Raw genomic sequence first — 17,066 nt, 5'->3', positions numbered from 1 at the left:
GCGCCCACTACCCTTGTCGGAATGAGCTCGCACGAGCCCGAACCCGATGACGCGGATACCGGACCGCTGCCCGTGCGCGACGCGCGGCCGCCGGCGGCGGCCGCCGCGGACCGCCGATTCGACGCGCCGCTGTCGGTGAACCCCCGCCCGGTCCGGCGGGACAACCGGCCCGTCGTGCTCGTTGCGGCCGCCACCGTCGCCGTCGTGGCCCTCGGGGTTCTCGCCTGGTCGTTCTGGCCCTCCTCGCAAGACGCCGATGCGCCGTCCGGCGATGCGGGCGCCACCACGCAGACCGAATCGCCGGAGCAGGCGGAAGCGCGCCTGCGCGGGATGTTGCCGAGAGGTTATGCCGCGGACTCCTGCGAAGCGGTCGTGCCCGCCAAAGGGGCGCTGGCACAACTCAGTTGTGCCCCCAACGCCGATACCGGGGGTCCACTGTCCGCCACGTACACGCTGGCCGAGGACAAGGACGCGCTCAAGGGTCTGTTCGACGACGTGGTCAACACGTCGTCGGTCGTAGACTGTCCCGGCAACATCCAGTCACCGGGACCCTGGCGGCGCAACGCCACCCCGCAGCAGACCGCCGGGACGCTGGTGTGCGGCTTTCAGCAGAGCAAGCCGACCGTCGCGTGGACCACGGACGCCGATCTGATGGTCAGTGCGGTGCAGTCGGGACCGCAGGGCCCCAACATGGTTCAGCTGTACACCTGGTGGGCTTCGCACTCCTAGCGCGCGCCGACCCGGCGGATGTCAGGCCGGGGGCGGAACGACGACGGTCGTCGCGGGGCCGGGGGCCTGGCCGGTCGCCGGAGCGGTCGCATCCTGGATCGGAGTGCCGGCGCTGCCCGCGGGCAGCGGCGTTCCCGCACTGCCGGCTGGAGCCGGGGCGACCGCGGCAGGCGCCGGGGCCGGGCTGACGGCGGCCGGCACCGGGGTCGGACTCGCTGCGGCGCCCTCGGGGAGCGGCGTGCCCGCACTACCGGCGGGAAGCGGGGTGCCCGAGCTGCCCTGCGGCAGCGGGGTGCCCGCGCTGCCCGCGGGCACCGGGGTGGCCGTCGGCGCGGGGGTTGCCGAAGCCGGCGCGGCACCGGGCGTAGGTGTCGTCGACGTCTCCGGAGCCTCCGGAGACGTCTCGGCCGCGCCCGACGAGGCCGGCGACGAACCGGTGTACGCCGGGGTGCGGGCCCCGCCCGATGCGCTCGGCGGGGCGGGCGGCGCCTCCACCCACAGCAGCACCGGGTCAGGGCCGCCGGTGGCGTAGAAGACGCTGTCGGGCTTCTCGCCGGTGACGTCGAAGTAGATCTTCCCGGTGGTCTTCTCGCCCTGTGACAAGGTCGACGGATTCACGCCCTGCGGTGTCGCGACGCCGAACAGCACGCGATAGGTGTCGCCGTTGCGGGCGCGTGCATTCAGGTTGGAGACGATGGGGGCTACCGAGCCGGCGATGGCCTCGTCGGTGGCGGTGGCCTCCCACAACGTGCCGACGGGCTGATAGGGGATCGTGTCGTTGCTCGGCTTCAGGCCGGTGACGGTCCAGTGCTGGACGACGGCGCCGTTGACGAGTTCTCCGGGCTGTCCGAGGTACTTGACCTCCGGATCGGCCGAAGCAAACGGCGCGCCGGCCACGCCGACGGCGGCCGCGGCGGTGACGGCGACCAGAGCGGGCTTGATGTGCACGACGATGTCCTCCTGTTTCGTTGAGCGAGCAGCGAGGTTGACCCCCCGAGCAACCTAACAGGTCACCACCCCTGCTCCGTGCACCAATATCCCGACAGGCCACCGCCTCATCACCCAGTGCGGCGCGTCGCAGCGAGATCCATTAGCAGGCAAAGCGTTTGCAGCTATGATCGCGCCCATGTCGGACACGAGGCCGCAATCGTCGGCTAGCAGCACCCGCGCGGCCTGGATCGCCCCTGTCGCCCTCGCGGTCGGAGTCGTCGCCATCGCCCTCGCGGCATGGGGTCTTCTCCGCCCGTCGGGTTCCGGCGAGGTCGCCTCGGGCGGTGGTGTGCAGTCCGGCGACCAGAAAACGCAGGTCTGCGATGCATTCACGATGGTGCGCAACGCGGTGTCCCTGCAGACCAATGCCGACCTCGGCAATGATCGAGTAGCTCAGCAGGCAGTCGCCGCCAACGCCAGGCTGGCGACGCTGGGCGGGGGAGAGTTCCTCCTGTCCCGCCTCAACTCGTCGGTGCCCGGGGATCTCGCCGACGCGGTGCGGTCCTTCGCAGACGATCTGACCTACATCGGCATGGGTCAGCTCGCCGGGGCACCGGCAGACGATCCCGCGCAGTCCAACCGGGAGAAGACTGCGCAGGCGACCGCGGCGAAGATCGACACGCTCTGCCGATAGGCCTCGCCGGCGAACGATTGCCACTGGCCGCGGCGGCACGGCGCCTCGCCGCGATGTAAGTGAAGTTATGTGGGAATCTGCCCGATCGCGCCGAGCCGGCGTGCGCCTTGCATCGAGAGGCGTTGTGGCACATCGTCTTCACCGACGCTCGTGCCCGGCGATGTGCCGGTCGACGACGCGGGGACATCGGTGCAGGTTGTGCGCCCGCACAGCCGGTGGCGGGCATGCCGCCTTCGGCGCCCGCCGGGCGTCGGCGGCACAGACACGGTGGCCAGCAAATCGCTAATTCGGTCGTTTCGCCGGTGTCAATTGGCTAGTGTGACGGCTGCTACAGGGGATCCAATTACCAACAAACCAAAAGGGGGAGTCCTCGCATGGCCAAACATGCCCGCAACAGCGCTCGCTCAGCGCCGGTCCGTACCTACCTGAAAGCCGGCGTGACTGCAGCCGGTGTCGGTGGAGCGGCGCTCGCCTACGCCGGAGCGCTGTCTCTGGTACCGCATGACTCGACGGCGCCCGTCTCCTACGACGTGCTGTTGGCGTCCACCGGCCAGGACTGCACGGTCGCGGGCGCGGATTGCGTGACCGGCGCTGACGGCCCCGCCGTCGCTGCGGCCACTCCTTCGGCCGCCGCGGCGCTGCGTCCGATCATCGGGCCGAACGGCTGGCTGATCGGTGACGGCGCCGATGCCGCCGCGGACTGCACGGGTAGAGCGTGCAACGGTCAGAACGGCGGACTCCTCGGAGGCAACGGCGGCGACGGAGCCAACGGCGGATCGGGCGGCAAGGCCGGTCTGTATTTCGGTAACGGCGGTGACGGCGGCGCCGGCAAGGCAGGAGTCAACGGCGGTGCCGGCGGCGCAGGCGGCAGTGCCGGACTGTTCGGCAACGGCGGCAAGGGTGGTGCCGGTGCCGACATCACGAACTCCACTGCCGACAATCCCGCGACGACAACCGTCAACGAAGGCGACGCGGTCGGTGGCGCCGGTGGCGCCGGTGGTGAGGGCGGCACCTTCGGCGGGCAGTCCGGTGACGGCGGCAAGGGCGGCAACGCGACGTCGGTGAACGGCAGCGCCAAGGGTGGAAGCGGTGGACGGGGCGGCCTGAACCACGACGCCAGCGGCGTGGCCGGCAAGGGCGGCGACGGCGGTAACGCGACGAGCGGCACGGGTGGCTCGGCGACCGGTGGAGCCGGTGGCGCCGGCGGCGAGTCGTCGGTCGGCGGCACCGGGGGCGAGGCCGGCAACGGCGGTTCCGCCACGGCCGGCGGCGGCTCGGCGGCCACGGGCGGCAAGGGCGGAAACGGTGGTGGCGCCGGAGGTTCGGGTACCGGCGGCTCGGCCGGAAACGGCGGGAAGGCGACCAGCGGTAGCGGCAAGGCCACCGGCGGCGCGGGTGGCAACGGTGGCGACTCCACCGGCTTCACCGGCAACGGCGGCGACGGCGGCGACGGCGGCGACGCGGTCACGACCGGCACGGCCAAGGGCGGTTCGGCAGGCAGCGGCGGTGCCGGCGGAACGTTCGGAAGCGACGGGGCCGACGGGAAGGCAGGCTCCCCGAGCGCCTCGCAGAGCGCCAAGACCAGCAGCGACGACTAAAGGGTCAGCACGGCAAGGACGGTACGGGCGTCGGCATCGGCGCCCGTACCGTCGCCACACGACGGTGCGGGCGATCGGGATCAGACGGGGACGAACTCGATACCGGCCAGAGCCACCGCGTCATCCCGCTCCGGTGCGGTGACCACCGCGGAGTATCCGGCCCGGTCGTCGCCGGAGTTCTTCCAGACGCTGATGCGCAGCGTCTCGCCGGGGAACACCACGCCGGCCATCCGTGCGCCGTAGGACTTCACGCCGCGCACGTCGCCGTCGAGCAGGTTGTCCACTAGCACCTTGCACGTCATGCCGTAGGTGCACAGCCCGTGCAGGATGGGGCGCGGAAAACCTGCTGCCGCAGCGAAATCCGGATCGGAGTGCAGCGGATTGCGGTCTCCGCACATCCGGTAGAGCAGCGCCTGCTGCGGTGACGTCGGCAGCGAGAGCTCGATATCGGGCGCTCGCTCCGGCGCCGCAGACGACCCGGACGGGCCGCGGTCGCCGCCGAAACCGCCCTCGCCGCGGGCGAAGATCGATCGCTTCTGGGTCCACAGCAGCGTGCCGTCGGGATCCTTGACCTCCGTCTCGGACCAGATGACCGCGGCCTTGCCCTTGTCCCAGATCTCGGTAAAGCGGGTGACGGCGATGCCGGTGCCCGCAGGGGGGATCGGGCCGGGGACAGTGACGGCCTCGCTGGCGTGCAGCACCCTGCTCAACTCGATGTCGATGCCGGGGAACCTCACCGCCGGCGGCTCGGTCATGTGGAAGCTCTGTGCCACATTGCCGAATGTCGGCAGCACCTGAGGTGTGCCGTCGGTCAGATAGCGCAGCTCCCGCTTGTCCATCGGGTCGGCGCCCGCGCCGAGGCCGAGGTGGTAGAGCTGAATGTCGCTGCTGCTCCACGAGAACTCGACCGGGGCGAGTTCGGCGCCGATGGCCTCGTCGAGGTTGATGGGCACGCGTTACTCCTTGCCGGCCAGGTGAAGTGCCGCCAGATAACCGAACGTCATGGCCGGGCCGATGGTGCCGCCCGGACCGGGATAGGTGTGGCCCATCACCGGTGCGCTGACGTTACCCGCGGCGTAGAGGCCCTCGATGACGGAGCCGTCGTCGCGCAGCGCGCGGCCGTGGGTGTCGGTGACGATGCCGCCCTTGGTGCCCAGGTCGCCGGGTACCATCTTGGCGGCGTAGAACGGGCCGTGGCTGATCTCGCCGAGGTTCGGATTCGGCTTGTTCGTCGGATCGCCGTAGTAGCGGTCGTACGCGCTCTGCCCACGCTTGAAGTCCTCGTCGACCCCGGTGCGGGCGAATCCGTTGAAGCGCTCGACGGTGGCGGTGAACGTATCGGCGGGCAGGCCGGTCTTGGCGGCCAGCTCGGCGAGGGTGTCGGCCTTGACGATGACTCCGGATTCCATCCACTTGTTCGGAATCCGTTGTCCCGGTTGAAGTCCAGCGAAGATGTAGCGGTCCCGATACTGCTGGTCGAACACCAGCCAGGCCGGGATGTTCTCGCCGGGGCCCTGGCCCTGTCCGTACTGGCCGCCATACATGTGGTGGCACGCCTCGACGTAGGGCATCGACTCGTTCATGAACCGCTTGCCGTTCATGTTGACGATGATCGAGCCCGGGGAGTTGCGCTCCGACAGTGCGAACCACGGCGCCCCGACCAGCGGCACCGTCGGGCCCCACCACGCGTCCTCCATGACGTCGAGTGCGGCGCCCAGCTTCTCGGCGGCGACGATGCCGTCGCCGGTGTTGGCCACCGCGCCGACCGTCCACTCGGTGGTGATGGGCGCGCGCTGGTACTTGACCCGCATCTGCTCGTTGTGCTCGAATCCGCCGCTGCCCAGGATCACCCCTCGCCGGGCCCGGATCAATTGCGGCTCAGCGCTTTCCGGATCATCGGTGTTGCGGATGTAGATGCCGCGTACCACACCGTCCTCGACATACAGGTCGGTCATCGCCGTGTTCAGCCGCACCGGCACGCCGGCCTCCTTGAGGCCGATGCGCAGCGGCGCGATGAGCGCGCGGCCCATACCGACGAGGTTCTTTCCCGTCGCCTGCGCCCACATCGTGCGGGCGCCGACCTTGAGGCTGCGCAGCACTCCGCGCGGATGCCGCTTGAGCTGGTTGAGCCGCACATAGTCCTGCTGCATGACGACCACGTTGAGCGGCACCTTGCCGTACGGCGGCTCGAGGCCTTTCATGTCGGCTCCGAGCTTCTTGGCGTCGAAGGGTTTGGGTTCCACCGATCGTCCGGTGGACTTTCCGCCCGGGGACTCGGGGTAGTAGTCGGAGTAGTTCGGCACCCAGCACAGCTTCAACGGCGAGTGCTTCAGCACGAACGACAACATCTCCGGGCCCCGGTCGAGATAGGTGTCGATCTTCTCGGGCGGCACCACGTCACCGATGATCGCGTGCAGGTAGGTGCGCGCGGCCTCGCGAGTGTCGGTCACCCCGTCCCGCTTCAGGATCTCGTTGTTCGGAATCCACACTCCGCCGCCCGAACGGGCGGTGGAACCACCGTAGTGCGGGGCCTTCTCGACGACTATCGTCGAGAGGCCCTGGTGAGCGGCGGTGAGGGCGGCGACCATGCCCGCGGCGCCGCTGCCCACCACGACGACGTCATACTCCTGCTCCGTCATGTAGAACACGTTATAGAATTGCCCGGCCGACTAACAACTGTGCCGGTCGACGAAACGAGGGGACTTCACCAAATGTTGCCCACCGAGGTGCGCGAGAAGCTCGCCGCCGAGCTGGCCGAGGCCGAGCGGACCCGCGAGCCGATCTCCCCGCTGACCGAGCGGCACGCCGACATCGATGTCGTCGACGCCTACGAGATCCAGCTGATCAACATCCGGGCGAAGATCGCCGACGGTGCCCGGGTGATCGGCCACAAGGTGGGCCTCTCCTCGGAGGCCATGCAGAAGATGATGAACGTCGACGAGCCGGACTACGGGCATCTGCTCGACGACATGGAGGTCTTCGAGAATCGCCCGGTCGAGTCGGCGAAATACCTCTATCCGCGGGTCGAGGTCGAGGTCGGGTTCATCCTGTCCGACGACCTTCCCGGGGCGGGGTGCACCGAGGACGATGTGCTGGCGGCGACAGCGGCCTTCGCGCCCGCGATCGAGTTGATCGACACCCGGATCACCAACTGGCAGATCAAGTTGTGCGACACCATCGCCGACAACGCGTCGTCGGCGGGGTGGGTGCTCGGTGAGGCTCGGGTGTCGCCCAAGGACATCGATATCCGTGCGATCGACGCGGTACTCACCAACAACGGTGATGTCGTCGCCGAGGGGCGCAGCGATGCGGTGCTGGGCAATCCGGTGACCGCGGTGGCCTGGCTGGCCCGCAAGGTCGAGAGTTTCGGCGTCCGCCTCCGGGCCGGCGACATCGTGCTGCCGGGGTCGTGCACGCGTGCGATAGATGCACCCCCGGGCAGCCATTTCGTCGCCGACTTCAGCGGGTTAGGTTCAGTACGACTGGATTTCGAATAGGAGCCTCAATGGCCGGCAACAAAGCGACTGTGGCGATCGTCGGGTCGGGCAACATCAGTACCGATCTGTTGTACAAGCTTCTGCGTTCGGAGTGGTTGGAGCCGCGCTGGATGATCGGTATCGATCCGGACAGTGAGGGTCTGGCGCGGGCGCGCAAGCTGGGGTTGGAGACCAGCCATGAAGGTGTGGACTGGTTGTTGGCGCGCGATGAGATGCCCGACATGGTGTTCGAGGCCACCAGCGCCTATGTGCACCGGGACGCCGCACCGCGCTACGCCGAGGCGGGGATCCGGGCGGTCGATCTGACTCCGGCGGCGGTCGGGCCGGGGGTGATCCCGCCGGCGAATCTGCGCGAGCACCTCGATGCCCCGAACGTGAACATGGTGACCTGCGGTGGGCAGGCGACCATCCCGATCGTGTATGCGGTCAGCCGGGTGGTCGGGGTGCCGTATGCCGAGATCGTGGCGTCGGTGTCCTCGGCGTCGGCCGGGCCGGGCACGCGGGCCAACATCGACGAGTTCACCAAGACGACCAGCGCGGGTGTGCAGCACATCGGCGGCGCGGCGCGGGGTAAGGCGATCATCATCCTCAACCCGGCGGATCCGCCGATGATCATGCGCGACACCATCTTCTGCGCGATCCCTGAGGACGCCGACCACGCGGCGATCACGCAGTCGATCAAGGATGTGGTGGCCGAGGTGCAGACCTACGTGCCGGGCTACCGGTTGCTCAACGAGCCGCAGTTCGACGAGCCGTCGGTGGTCAACGGCGGCAACCACGTCGTCACCACGTTCATCGAAGTGGAGGGTGCGGGGGACTACCTGCCGCCCTACGCTGGAAATCTGGACATCATGACCGCCGCGGCGACGAAGGTCGGCGAGGAGATCGCGAAGGAAGTCCTGGCCGCGACGACCGGAGGTCACGCATGAGCGACATCTACTTCAACCCGATGTGGGACGTGCGGATGACCGACACGTCGCTGCGCGACGGCTCCCATCACAAGCGCCACCAGTTCACCACCGACGAGGTCGGCGCGATCGTGGCGGCCCTGGATGCGGCCGGGGTGCCGGTCATCGAGGTGACCCACGGCGACGGGCTGGGCGGGTCGAGCTTCAACTACGGGTTCTCCAAAACCCCGGAGCAGGAGCTGATCAAGCTCGCGGCCGAGACCGCGAAGGAATCGAAGATCGCGTTCCTGATGCTGCCCGGGGTGGGCACCAAGGAGGACATCAAGGAGGCGCAGAACAACGGCGGGTCGATCTGCCGGATCGCCACCCACTGCACCGAGGCCGACGTCTCGATCCAGCACTTCGGGCTCGCCCGCGAACTGGGCTTGGAGACCGTCGGGTTTCTGATGATGAGCCACACCATCCCCCCGGAGAAACTTGCCGCGCAGGCCCGGATCATGGCTGATGCGGGCTGTCAGTGCGTGTATGTGGTGGATTCGGCGGGTGCGCTGGTGCTCGAAGGGGTGGCCGACCGGGTGGCGGCGTTGGTGGCCGAACTCGGCGACGACGCGCAGGTGGGTTTCCACGGGCACGAGAACCTCGGGTTGGGGGTGGCCAACTCGATCGAGGCCGTGCGTGCGGGGGCCAAGCAGATCGACGGGTCGTGCCGCCGGTTCGGCGCCGGGGCGGGCAACGCACCGGTCGAGGCGCTGATCGGGGTGTTCGACAAGATCGGGGTCAAGACCGGTATCGATTTCTTCGACATCGCCGACGCCGCCGAAGAGGTCGTCGCGCCCGCGATGCCGGCCGAATGTCTGCTGGACCGCAACGCGCTGATCATGGGCTACTCCGGGGTGTATTCGAGCTTCCTCAAGCACGCCATCCGGCAGTCCGAGCGCTACGGCGTGCCCGCGCACAAACTGCTGCACCGCGCCGGGCAACGCAAACTCATCGGCGGCCAGGAAGACCAGCTGATCGACATCGCCCTGGAAATCAAACGCGAAATGGACGCCGCACCGGCCGGGTGAGCGCGGTGACGCCGAAAATTTCTCCGGGCCTCTGACCAGCGAAGATACCGCTCGATGTGAGCTGTCCGACGGTGCCCGGTGTTTGGCATCGGCGCCGATCGGCTAGGCCTTGGGGTGCGACCAACTGATCGCAGACCCAAAGGAGTGATTTCTCGTGACTACCGCTACGACCGTTCGACGTGGACTGTTCGGCATGTTCGCCGGCGGCCTGCTCGCCTTCGGCTCGGCGGCGATCATCGCCCCAGTGGCCAGCGCTCAGCCGGCGCCCGGTCCGGCGCCCGCCCCCGATTGCTCGGCCAGCAGTGTTGCAGGCACCGTCAGCACGGCGGCCGCGTCTGAGGGCGCCTACCTGACGGCCAACCCGCAGACCAACGAGGCGCTGACGCAGATCTCGGCCCAGCCCCAGCCGCAGGCCAAGCAGGCCTACATGGCGTACTTCGCCGAGAACCCGCAGGTCGAGCAGCAGCTCAAGACCATCCATGAACCGGTCAGCGCGCTGCAGGATCGGTGCGGCCTGACCGTCTCGCCGACCCCGGTGGCTCAGGCGGTGTTCAGCACCGACGACCAGGCTCCCGAGGTTCCGGTGACCCCGGCGCCCGGCGCTCCGATGGAGCCCGAGATGCCGGAGACGCCCACGGCATAGTCTCTGACGATTCGACGACACTCACCGCGTCTGCCCCGGCAGGCGCGGTGAGTTCGTTCGTGGCCGGTACGCTCATGCTGCGCCGGCGCGATTTGCGTCGGCCTGCCGGAGGGTTCGGCCCGTCCGCGACATCGGAGTCCTTCTGACCGACGGCCTTCTCCTCGCCCGCGCGCCCCGCGCCCGCGGCTGGATCCACCTGTGCTGCGCGGTGCTCGCCGTCGTCGCCGGGGTCGCCCTGCTGAAGGCCGCGTGGATCGCCACGTCGCCAGGAGCGCTCGGGGCGGTGGTGGTGTACGTGACCGCCGTCGTCGCGATGTTCACGGTCAGCGCGACCTACCACCGGGTGCAGTGGGGGTCCGAAGCTGCCGAGAAGTGGATGATGCGGCTCGACCACTCGGTGATCTTCGTGTTCATCGCGGCGAGTTACACCCCGTTCGCGCTCCTGGCGATGCCGCCCGACGTCGGCGCGGACGTGCTCGTCATCGTCTGGACGGGCGCGGCCGCCGGGGTCGCGCTGAAGATGTGCTGGCCGTCGGCCCCGCGCTGGGTCGGGGTGCCGCCGTATCTTTTGCTCGGGTACGTCGCCATCGCGTTCGCCGAGGTGCTGCTCGACGGCGCGGGGGCGACGGTGGTCGCCCTGCTGGTCGCCGGAGGCGTGCTGTACAACATCGGCGCGATCCTCTACGGCGCCCGCTGGCCCAACCCCTGGCCCGCCACGTTCGGGCATCACGAGTTCTTCCACGCGTTCACCGCCGCCGCGGCAGCGTGCCACTTCGCCGCCATTTGGCTTGTCGTCCGCTGACGGCACGATGGGGGCCATGGTGACCCGAGACGACGCGCAGGCCATCCTCGAACAACTGGCCGGACCGGGGGCGCTGCTGCGCGACGATCAATGGACCGCGATCGAGGCCCTTGTGGTGCAGCGGCGCCGTGCGCTGGTCGTCCAGCGCACGGGGTGGGGCAAATCGGCCGTCTATTTCATCGCCGCGAAACTGCTGCGCGGCACCGGGCACGGCGCGACGGTCATCGTCTCCCCGCTGCTGGCCCTGATGCGCAACCAGGTGGCCGCCGCCGAACGAGCCGGCGTGCACGCGGCCACGATCAACTCGAGCAACGTCGCCGAATGGGACGACATCCACCGACGGGTGCGCGACGCCGATCTGGACGTGCTGCTGGTCAGCCCCGAGCGGCTCAACAACCCCGATTTCCGGGACGCCGTGCTGCCGGCGCTCGCGCGCGACGCCGGGCTGGTGGTCGTCGATGAGGCGCACTGCGTCTCGGACTGGGGCCACGACTTCCGGCCCGACTACCGCCGGATCCGCTCGCTGATCGCCGAACTGGGCAGCGACGTCCCGGTGCTGGCGACCACCGCCACCGCAAACGATCGCGTCGTCGAGGACGTCGCCGCGCAACTGGGAGTGGGTGGTCGCGACACCCTCGTGCTGCGCGGTGGCCTCGACCGCGAATCGCTGCGGTTGTCGGTGGTGCAGGCAGGCAATCCCGCCCAGCGTGCCGCGTGGCTCGCCGACCACATCGGGTCGCTGCCGGGATCGGGCATCGTCTACACGCTGACAGTGGCGCAGGCCCATGACGTGGCGGCTCTGCTGCGCGAGCGGGGACACCCGGTCGCCGCGTACACCGGCGCCACGGAGACCGCCGAGCGCGAGCAGCTCGAGGCGGACCTGCTCGCCGACCGGGTCAAGGCCCTGATCGCCACGTCGGCGCTCGGCATGGGTTTCGACAAGCCCGATCTCGGATTCGTCGTGCACCTGGGTGCGCCGTCCTCGCCGATCGCCTACTACCAGCAGGTCGGCCGTGCCGGTCGCGCGACGGAACGCGCGGAGGTGATCCTGCTGCCGGGACGTGAGGACGCCGATGTATGGCGCTATTTCGCGTCGGTGGCGTTCCCGGCGGAATCGCTGGTGCGCAAGGTGATTCGCGAGCTCGACACCGAGCGCCCGCTGTCGACGGCCGCGCTCGAACCGCTGGTCGACCTGAATCGGTCGCGGCTGGAGATGGTGCTGAAGGTGCTCGACGTCGACGGCGCGGTCCGCCGCGTGAAGGGCGGCTGGATCGGCACCGGGGCGCCGTGGGAGTACGACGAGGCGCGCTACCGCACCCTCGACGAGGCCCGCAGGCGCGAACAGCAGGCGATGCTCGACTACCAGGCGACGCAGGGCTGCCGGATGGCGTTCCTGCGTGCCCAGCTCGACGATCCCGAACTCGGCGCGGACGAGCGGTGCGGCCGGTGCGACAACTGCACGGGTGAGCGGTACAGCGCCGACGTCGACGCGGCGGCCGCCGAGGACACCCGGCGGACCCTGATGCGACCCGGGGTGGAACTGTCACCGCGCAAACAGTGGCCGACCGGCCTCGCCAAGCTCGGCATCGAACTGTCGGGCCGGATCACCGATGGACCGCAGCCGGGCCGTGTGATCGGCAGGCTGACGGATCTGGGCTGGGGAGCGCGGCTGCGCGCGCTGCTCGACGGGCCGGACGGCGAGGTGCCCGATGACGTGGTGGCCGCGGCGGTGAAGGTGCTCGCCGCGTGGGACTGGGCGGTCCGGCCCACCGCGGTGATGTCGCTCGATTCCGCGACGCACCCGGTGCTGATCACCTCGTTGAGGTCCCGGCTGGCCGAGCTGGGCCGGTTGACCGATCTCGGTACGCTCCGCTACGCCCCCGGGCGCCGTCCGGCGACGGCGGCGAACTCGGCGTATCGCGTCGCGGCGCTCAGCGGGGCGTGGTCACCACCCGAGCCGGTGCCTGCCGACGCCGGTCCGGTCCTTCTCGTCGACGACCTCGCCGACACCGGATGGACGCTGACGATGGCCGCCCGGGTCCTGCGCGCGGCGGGCGCCGCCGAGGTGCTGCCGTTCGCACTGGCCGGCACCAGCTGACGTCAGCCCCACCGCGGCTTGCTACCGCCCAGCTGCGCGGTGACCTCGTCGGCGCTCGTCACCACCGCGCGGGCCCGTTCGATGATCTCGCGCTCACTCAACGAGGCTCCGACGTGCATGGAGGCGACCATCGCCTGCCGCCGGTAGTGGTCGTACACGGGCGCGGAGATCACGCTGATGTCATGGCGCTTCCGTGCCGACCTGTCCTCCCGCAGGGACACCCGCTCGCCGATGTCGGACACCAATTCGCCCAGCAGCGCCCGTAATTCGTCGGGCAGCGTGGCCGACATGCCGGCCATCAGGCTGTACAACCGGCGGCCACCGGGCGTCAGCCGCTCCACCAGATAGCCATCGGCGCGGCACCCGGCGATCACCCGGTCGAGCCGGTCGGTGTCGGTGCGCAGCGGGATCGTCGGTTCCCTGGCCAGCCACTCCCGCACGGCATCGTCGTCCCACAGCACGAACATCAGCCCCACCGGCGGCGCGAACGGATAGCTCTGCCCGACCTCCACACCGGGGCGGGCCCCCGGCGGCGCCACGATGTCCAGCAGCGTGATGCGGTCGTCGATCACGCCCGACAGCGCGGCGGTGATCCCGAACTTCGCTGAGAGCCGGCGCAGTGCCTCCCGGGCGGTCGGACTGACCCGCATCGACTCCTGTGCCCGGTGGCCAAGCGTGATCAGCGAGGGCCCCAGCCGGTAGGTCTTGTCGACGCCGTCACGGACGAGGTAGCCGGCGTCGGCCAGCGAGGTGACGATGCCCAGGCAGGTCGGCTTGCTCAGGCCGAGCCGGCGGGCCAGCTCCGAGACCCCGAAGCGTTCGGCCGGCCGCGCGGCGAGGAAGTCCAGCACGGCAACGACGCGGTCAGTCGGGGGCGACATGCGGCGGGAGGTCTCGGCCACGGAAGCAGCATACGGCTCGGTACACATATGGAACAGCGCGGTCGAAATATTGACTACTGCTAGAACGCGTTCTAGTTTCAGGGGCGTGTACTCCCAGCCGCTGATCGACGCGATCGCCGAGGCGGAGGCGCTCGTCGCCGCCGCCCCGTTCATCGAGACCGAAGCCGACCTCCTCGAGGGGCTCCAGTACTTCGCCGGGTGCGTCGCAGCCTGCACGCACGTCGCGTTCGACTACGACCGCGACCATCCGTTCCTGCACAGCGGCACCGGCCCGTTCACCAAGATGGGTCTGGACAATCCCGACACGCTGTACTTCGGCACCAGGGTGGTCCCGGGGCACGAGTACGTCGTCACCGGCCGCCGGGGCAGCACCACGGATCTGAGCTTCCAGATGCTCGGCGGCGAGTACACCGACGACAACGTCCCCGACAGCGAGACAGCCTTCGACGACCGCGAACTCGACATCGCCGTTGACGGCTCCTTCGAGTGGCGGGTAGTGCCGAAATCGCCGGCCCAATTGGTGATTCGCGAGGTGTACAACGACTGGTCGGCGCAGCGCGGCACGCTGGCGATCTCCCGCACCGACACCGCGGGCACTGCACCGCCACCGCTGACGACGGAGCTGATCGAGAAGCGCTACGCCGTCGCCGGAAAGCAACTGGTGCAGCGGGTCAAGACCTGGCTGCAGTTCCCGCAGTGGTTCTACAACACGCTGCCGGTGAACACGATGGTCGCACCGCGGCTCACCCCGGGCGGGCTGGCCACGCAGTACTCGTCGGTCGGGCACTTCGACCTGGCGCCCGATCAGGCGATGGTCATCACGGTGCCCGTGTCGGACGCACCGTACATGGGCTTCCAGCTGGGCAGCCTCTGGTACATCTCGCTGGACTACATCAACCACCAGACGTCGTTGAACGGGACTCAGGCGCAGGCCGATCCGGATGGCAAGATCCGCATCGTCGTCTCCGATGCCAACCCCGGCGTGACCAACTGGGTGGAGACCCTCGGGCACCGTAAGGGTTATCTGCAGTTCCGCTGGCAGCGGGTGTCCCGGCAGCTGACGGAGGCCGACGGACCGGAGGTGGCCGTGATGGGCGTCGACGAGGTCGCCGGCGCGCTGCCGTACTACCAGGACAACAAGATCTCCGACGAGGACTGGCGGGCGCGGATCGCGTTGCGCCAGCAGCTGATCGGCTACAGGATGGTGGGCTGAGATGGGCATGCTCGAGAACAAGGTCGTCGTGATCAGTGGCGTGGGACCGGCGCTCGGGACGACGCTGGCGCGCCGCTGCGCCCTGGAGGGGGCGGACCTGGTGCTGGCCGCGCGCACCGTCGAGAGGCTCGAGGGCGTCGCCGCCGAGATCGACCGCATCGGCCGGCGAGCGGTGTCGGTGGGCACCGACATCACCGACGAGGCCCAGGTGACCAATCTCGTCGAGAAGAGCCTCGAGGCGTACGGCAAGGTCGACGTCCTGATCAACAACGCGTTCAAGGTGCCGTCGATGAAGCCGTTGGCCAAGACCAGCTTCGAGCACATCCGTGAGACGTTCGAGCTCACGGTGCTCGGCGCGCTGCGCCTGATCCAGGGGCTGACCCCGGCGCTGACCGAGACCAAAGGCTCGGTGGTCAATGTGAACTCGATGGTGGTGCGGCACTCCGATCCCAAGCAGGGCGCCTACAAGATGGCCAAGTCGGCGCTGCTGGCGATGTCGCAGTCGCTGGCCAGTGAACTGGGCACCCAGGGCATCCGGGTGAATTCCGTTTTGCCGGGCTATATCTGGGGTGGCACACTGCAGGGCTACTTCGAGCATCAGGCCGGCAAGTACGGCACCACGGTCGAGGAGATCTACAAGGCGGCTGCGGTCAACAGCGACCTCAAGCGGCTGCCCACCGAGGACGAGGTGGCCTCGGCGATTCTGTTCATGGCCAGCGACCTGTCCAGTGGGATCACCGGTCAGGCGCTCGACGTCAACTGCGGGGAGTACAAGGCGTGAGCTCCTCCCGCACAAACGTCGGCACCGTCGAGGATCTGCACGCGTCGGCGGTGAAGGCCTGCGGCCTCGATGATTTCGGCAGCGACGACGACAACTACCGGGAGGCTCTGGGCGTCCTGCTCGAGTCCTACCAGCGCGACGCCGACCTCACCGAGTTCGGCAGCAAGATGCAGCGCTTCTTCGTGCGCAACGCTCTGGTGGCCAGGCTGGTGTCGGAGGCGGCGTTCAAGCAATACCCGCAGCATGTCGACGTGCCGATCGAGCGGCCGATCTTCGTCACCGGTCTGCCGCGCACCGGCACCACGGCTGTGCACCGATTGCTCGCCGCAGATCCGCGCCACCAGGGGCTGGAGTTGTGGCTCGCGGAATTTCCCCAGCCCCGGCCGCCTCGTGAAACCTGGTCCCAGAACCCGGTTTTCCAGCAGCTCGATGCGCAGTTCAGCAAGGCGCACGCGGAGAACCCGGACTACACGGGGCTGCACTACATGACGGCCGACGAGGTCGAGGAGTGCTGGCAGCTACTGCGGCAGTCGCTGCACTCGGTGAGCTACGAGACGTTGGCGCATCTGCCCACGTACTCGCAATGGCTGTCCCGACAGGACTGGACGAAGCCCTATCGGCGGCATCGCAAGAACCTGCAGCTGATCGGGCTCAACGATGTCGGCAAGCGCTGGGTGCTGAAGAACCCGAGCCACCTGTTCGCCCTCGACGCGTTGTTCGCCACCTATCCGGACGCCTTGGTGATCCAGTGTCATCGGCCGGCGGAGACGATCATGGCCTCGATGTGCTCGTTGGCCCAGCACACCACCGAGGGGTGGTCGAACACCTTCGTGGGCAGCGTGATCGGCGAGGACTCCCTGGAGACCTGGTCGCGTGGTCTGCGGTTGTTCAACGCCGAACGTGCCAAGCACGATCCGGCGCAGTTCTACGACCTGGACTACTTTGCACTGATCAAGAATCCGATCGGCGCCGTCGAGGACATCTACCGGGCGTTCGGCATCGACTTCACCGACGAGGCGCGTGTGGCGATGGAGAAGACCCACGAGGAGAGCCGGCAGGGACCGCGGGCGCCCAAACACAGCTACTCGCTCGCGGACTACGGGCTGACCGAGGAGCAGGTCAAGAAGCAGTTCGACGGACTCTGACAGGTATATACGAACTATATTACATGTTTTTAAATACGTGCTAATCTCTTCGTGGGTGT

At 68.8% G+C, this 17,066-nt stretch carries 16 protein-coding genes; 12 read left to right on the top strand and 4 right to left on the bottom strand.

What is annotated here, in order from left to right; genetic code table 11:
* Positions 1–21 precede the first annotated feature (21 nt).
* Entirely contained in the window at positions 22–729 is a 708-nt protein-coding gene (locus tag MCHUDSM44219_RS12255; protein WP_048418521.1) for a hypothetical protein, read from the top strand.
* Positions 730–750: 21 nt separating this feature from the next.
* Here the strand turns inward: MCHUDSM44219_RS12255 and MCHUDSM44219_RS12250 are convergent, their stop codons facing one another.
* Positions 751–1,677: an MPT63 family protein gene (locus MCHUDSM44219_RS12250; protein ID WP_048418520.1), complete on the bottom strand. Its 927-nt coding sequence runs from the start codon at positions 1,675–1,677 to the stop codon at positions 751–753.
* Positions 1,678–1,855: 178 nt separating this feature from the next.
* On the opposite strand from MCHUDSM44219_RS12250, the gene MCHUDSM44219_RS12245 reads away from it, so the two are divergent.
* Both MCHUDSM44219_RS12245 and MCHUDSM44219_RS31530 read left to right on the top strand, forming a co-directional pair.
* A complete protein-coding gene (locus tag MCHUDSM44219_RS12245) occupies positions 1,856–2,353 on the top strand; it encodes a hypothetical protein (RefSeq protein ID WP_053081234.1) in 498 nt (165 codons plus the stop codon).
* 374 nt (positions 2,354–2,727) lie between these two features.
* Positions 2,728–3,951: a hypothetical protein gene (locus MCHUDSM44219_RS31530; protein WP_048418518.1), complete on the top strand. Its 1,224-nt coding sequence runs from the start codon at positions 2,728–2,730 to the stop codon at positions 3,949–3,951.
* An 80-nt stretch (positions 3,952–4,031) separates the two neighbouring features.
* On the opposite strand, the gene MCHUDSM44219_RS12235 is transcribed toward MCHUDSM44219_RS31530, so the two are convergent.
* Positions 4,032–4,904 (bottom strand): enoyl-CoA hydratase ChsH3, encoded by an 873-nt coding sequence (locus tag MCHUDSM44219_RS12235; protein WP_048418517.1) that lies wholly within the window; start codon positions 4,902–4,904, stop codon positions 4,032–4,034.
* Between the two features lie 3 nt (positions 4,905–4,907).
* Positions 4,908–6,590, bottom strand: coding sequence for a 3-oxosteroid 1-dehydrogenase (gene kstD / locus MCHUDSM44219_RS12230; protein ID WP_048418681.1), 1,683 nt, complete (start codon positions 6,588–6,590; stop codon positions 4,908–4,910).
* Between the two features lie 72 nt (positions 6,591–6,662).
* Here kstD and MCHUDSM44219_RS12225 point away from each other — a divergent pair, with 72 nt between their 5' ends.
* From MCHUDSM44219_RS12225 to MCHUDSM44219_RS12200, 6 genes are all read left to right on the top strand, one after another.
* Positions 6,663–7,448, top strand: a complete 786-nt coding sequence (locus MCHUDSM44219_RS12225; RefSeq protein WP_048418516.1) for a 2-keto-4-pentenoate hydratase — start codon at positions 6,663–6,665, stop codon at positions 7,446–7,448.
* Between the two features lie 8 nt (positions 7,449–7,456).
* Positions 7,457–8,377, top strand: a complete 921-nt coding sequence (locus MCHUDSM44219_RS12220) for an acetaldehyde dehydrogenase (acetylating) (RefSeq protein WP_048418515.1) — start codon at positions 7,457–7,459, stop codon at positions 8,375–8,377.
* Complete coding sequence (gene dmpG / locus MCHUDSM44219_RS12215) at positions 8,374–9,423, top strand: 4-hydroxy-2-oxovalerate aldolase (RefSeq protein ID WP_048418514.1); 1,050 nt, start codon at positions 8,374–8,376, stop codon at positions 9,421–9,423. Before MCHUDSM44219_RS12220 ends, dmpG begins: the two co-directional genes overlap by 4 nt.
* 154 nt (positions 9,424–9,577) lie before the next feature.
* Entirely contained in the window at positions 9,578–10,066 is a 489-nt protein-coding gene (locus MCHUDSM44219_RS12210; protein ID WP_236695439.1) for a heme-binding protein, read from the top strand.
* 130 nt (positions 10,067–10,196) lie between these two features.
* Positions 10,197–10,868, top strand: a complete 672-nt coding sequence (gene trhA, locus MCHUDSM44219_RS12205; protein WP_082162163.1) for a PAQR family membrane homeostasis protein TrhA — start codon at positions 10,197–10,199, stop codon at positions 10,866–10,868.
* 16 nt (positions 10,869–10,884) lie between these two features.
* Positions 10,885–12,966: a RecQ family ATP-dependent DNA helicase gene (locus MCHUDSM44219_RS12200; RefSeq protein WP_048418680.1), complete on the top strand. Its 2,082-nt coding sequence runs from the start codon at positions 10,885–10,887 to the stop codon at positions 12,964–12,966.
* Between the two features lie 2 nt (positions 12,967–12,968).
* Here the strand turns inward: MCHUDSM44219_RS12200 and MCHUDSM44219_RS12195 are convergent, their stop codons facing one another.
* Positions 12,969–13,895, bottom strand: a complete 927-nt coding sequence (locus MCHUDSM44219_RS12195) for an IclR family transcriptional regulator (protein ID WP_048418511.1) — start codon at positions 13,893–13,895, stop codon at positions 12,969–12,971.
* A 58-nt stretch (positions 13,896–13,953) separates the two neighbouring features.
* Here MCHUDSM44219_RS12195 and MCHUDSM44219_RS12190 point away from each other — a divergent pair, with 58 nt between their 5' ends.
* The 3 genes from MCHUDSM44219_RS12190 to MCHUDSM44219_RS12180 are packed head-to-tail and all read left to right on the top strand — an operon-like array spanning position 13,954 to position 17,007.
* Entirely contained in the window at positions 13,954–15,081 is a 1,128-nt protein-coding gene (locus MCHUDSM44219_RS12190; protein WP_048418510.1) for a hypothetical protein, read from the top strand.
* A gap of 1 nt (position 15,082) precedes the next feature.
* Positions 15,083–15,862: an SDR family oxidoreductase gene (locus tag MCHUDSM44219_RS12185; protein ID WP_048418509.1), complete on the top strand. Its 780-nt coding sequence runs from the start codon at positions 15,083–15,085 to the stop codon at positions 15,860–15,862.
* Positions 15,859–17,007 (top strand): sulfotransferase family protein, encoded by a 1,149-nt coding sequence (locus MCHUDSM44219_RS12180; protein ID WP_048418508.1) that lies wholly within the window; start codon positions 15,859–15,861, stop codon positions 17,005–17,007. The genes MCHUDSM44219_RS12185 and MCHUDSM44219_RS12180 overlap by 4 nt, the downstream gene beginning before the upstream one ends.
* Positions 17,008–17,066 lie beyond the last annotated feature (59 nt).

The organism is Mycolicibacterium chubuense (assembly GCF_001044255.1).
Taxonomy (GTDB): Bacteria; Actinomycetota; Actinomycetes; order Mycobacteriales; family Mycobacteriaceae; genus Mycobacterium; species Mycobacterium chubuense.
The sequence above is the reverse complement of the archived record's forward strand: the minus strand, read 5'-3'. Positions and strand labels throughout refer to the sequence as shown.

Coding starts and splice junctions, on each gene's coding strand:
- MCHUDSM44219_RS12200 (WP_048418680.1), top strand. CDS start 10,885: ATGGTGACCCGAGACGACGCGCAGGCCATCCTCGAACAACTGGCCGGA.
- MCHUDSM44219_RS12220 (WP_048418515.1), top strand. CDS start 7,457: ATGGCCGGCAACAAAGCGACTGTGGCGATCGTCGGGTCGGGCAACATC.
- dmpG (WP_048418514.1), top strand. CDS start 8,374: ATGAGCGACATCTACTTCAACCCGATGTGGGACGTGCGGATGACCGAC.
- MCHUDSM44219_RS12245 (WP_053081234.1), top strand. CDS start 1,856: ATGTCGGACACGAGGCCGCAATCGTCGGCTAGCAGCACCCGCGCGGCC.
- MCHUDSM44219_RS12195 (WP_048418511.1), bottom strand. CDS start 13,895: ATGTGTACCGAGCCGTATGCTGCTTCCGTGGCCGAGACCTCCCGCCGC.
- kstD (WP_048418681.1), bottom strand. CDS start 6,590: ATGACGGAGCAGGAGTATGACGTCGTCGTGGTGGGCAGCGGCGCCGCG.
- MCHUDSM44219_RS12225 (WP_048418516.1), top strand. CDS start 6,663: ATGTTGCCCACCGAGGTGCGCGAGAAGCTCGCCGCCGAGCTGGCCGAG.
- MCHUDSM44219_RS12185 (WP_048418509.1), top strand. CDS start 15,083: ATGGGCATGCTCGAGAACAAGGTCGTCGTGATCAGTGGCGTGGGACCG.
- MCHUDSM44219_RS12255 (WP_048418521.1), top strand. CDS start 22: ATGAGCTCGCACGAGCCCGAACCCGATGACGCGGATACCGGACCGCTG.
- MCHUDSM44219_RS31530 (WP_048418518.1), top strand. CDS start 2,728: ATGGCCAAACATGCCCGCAACAGCGCTCGCTCAGCGCCGGTCCGTACC.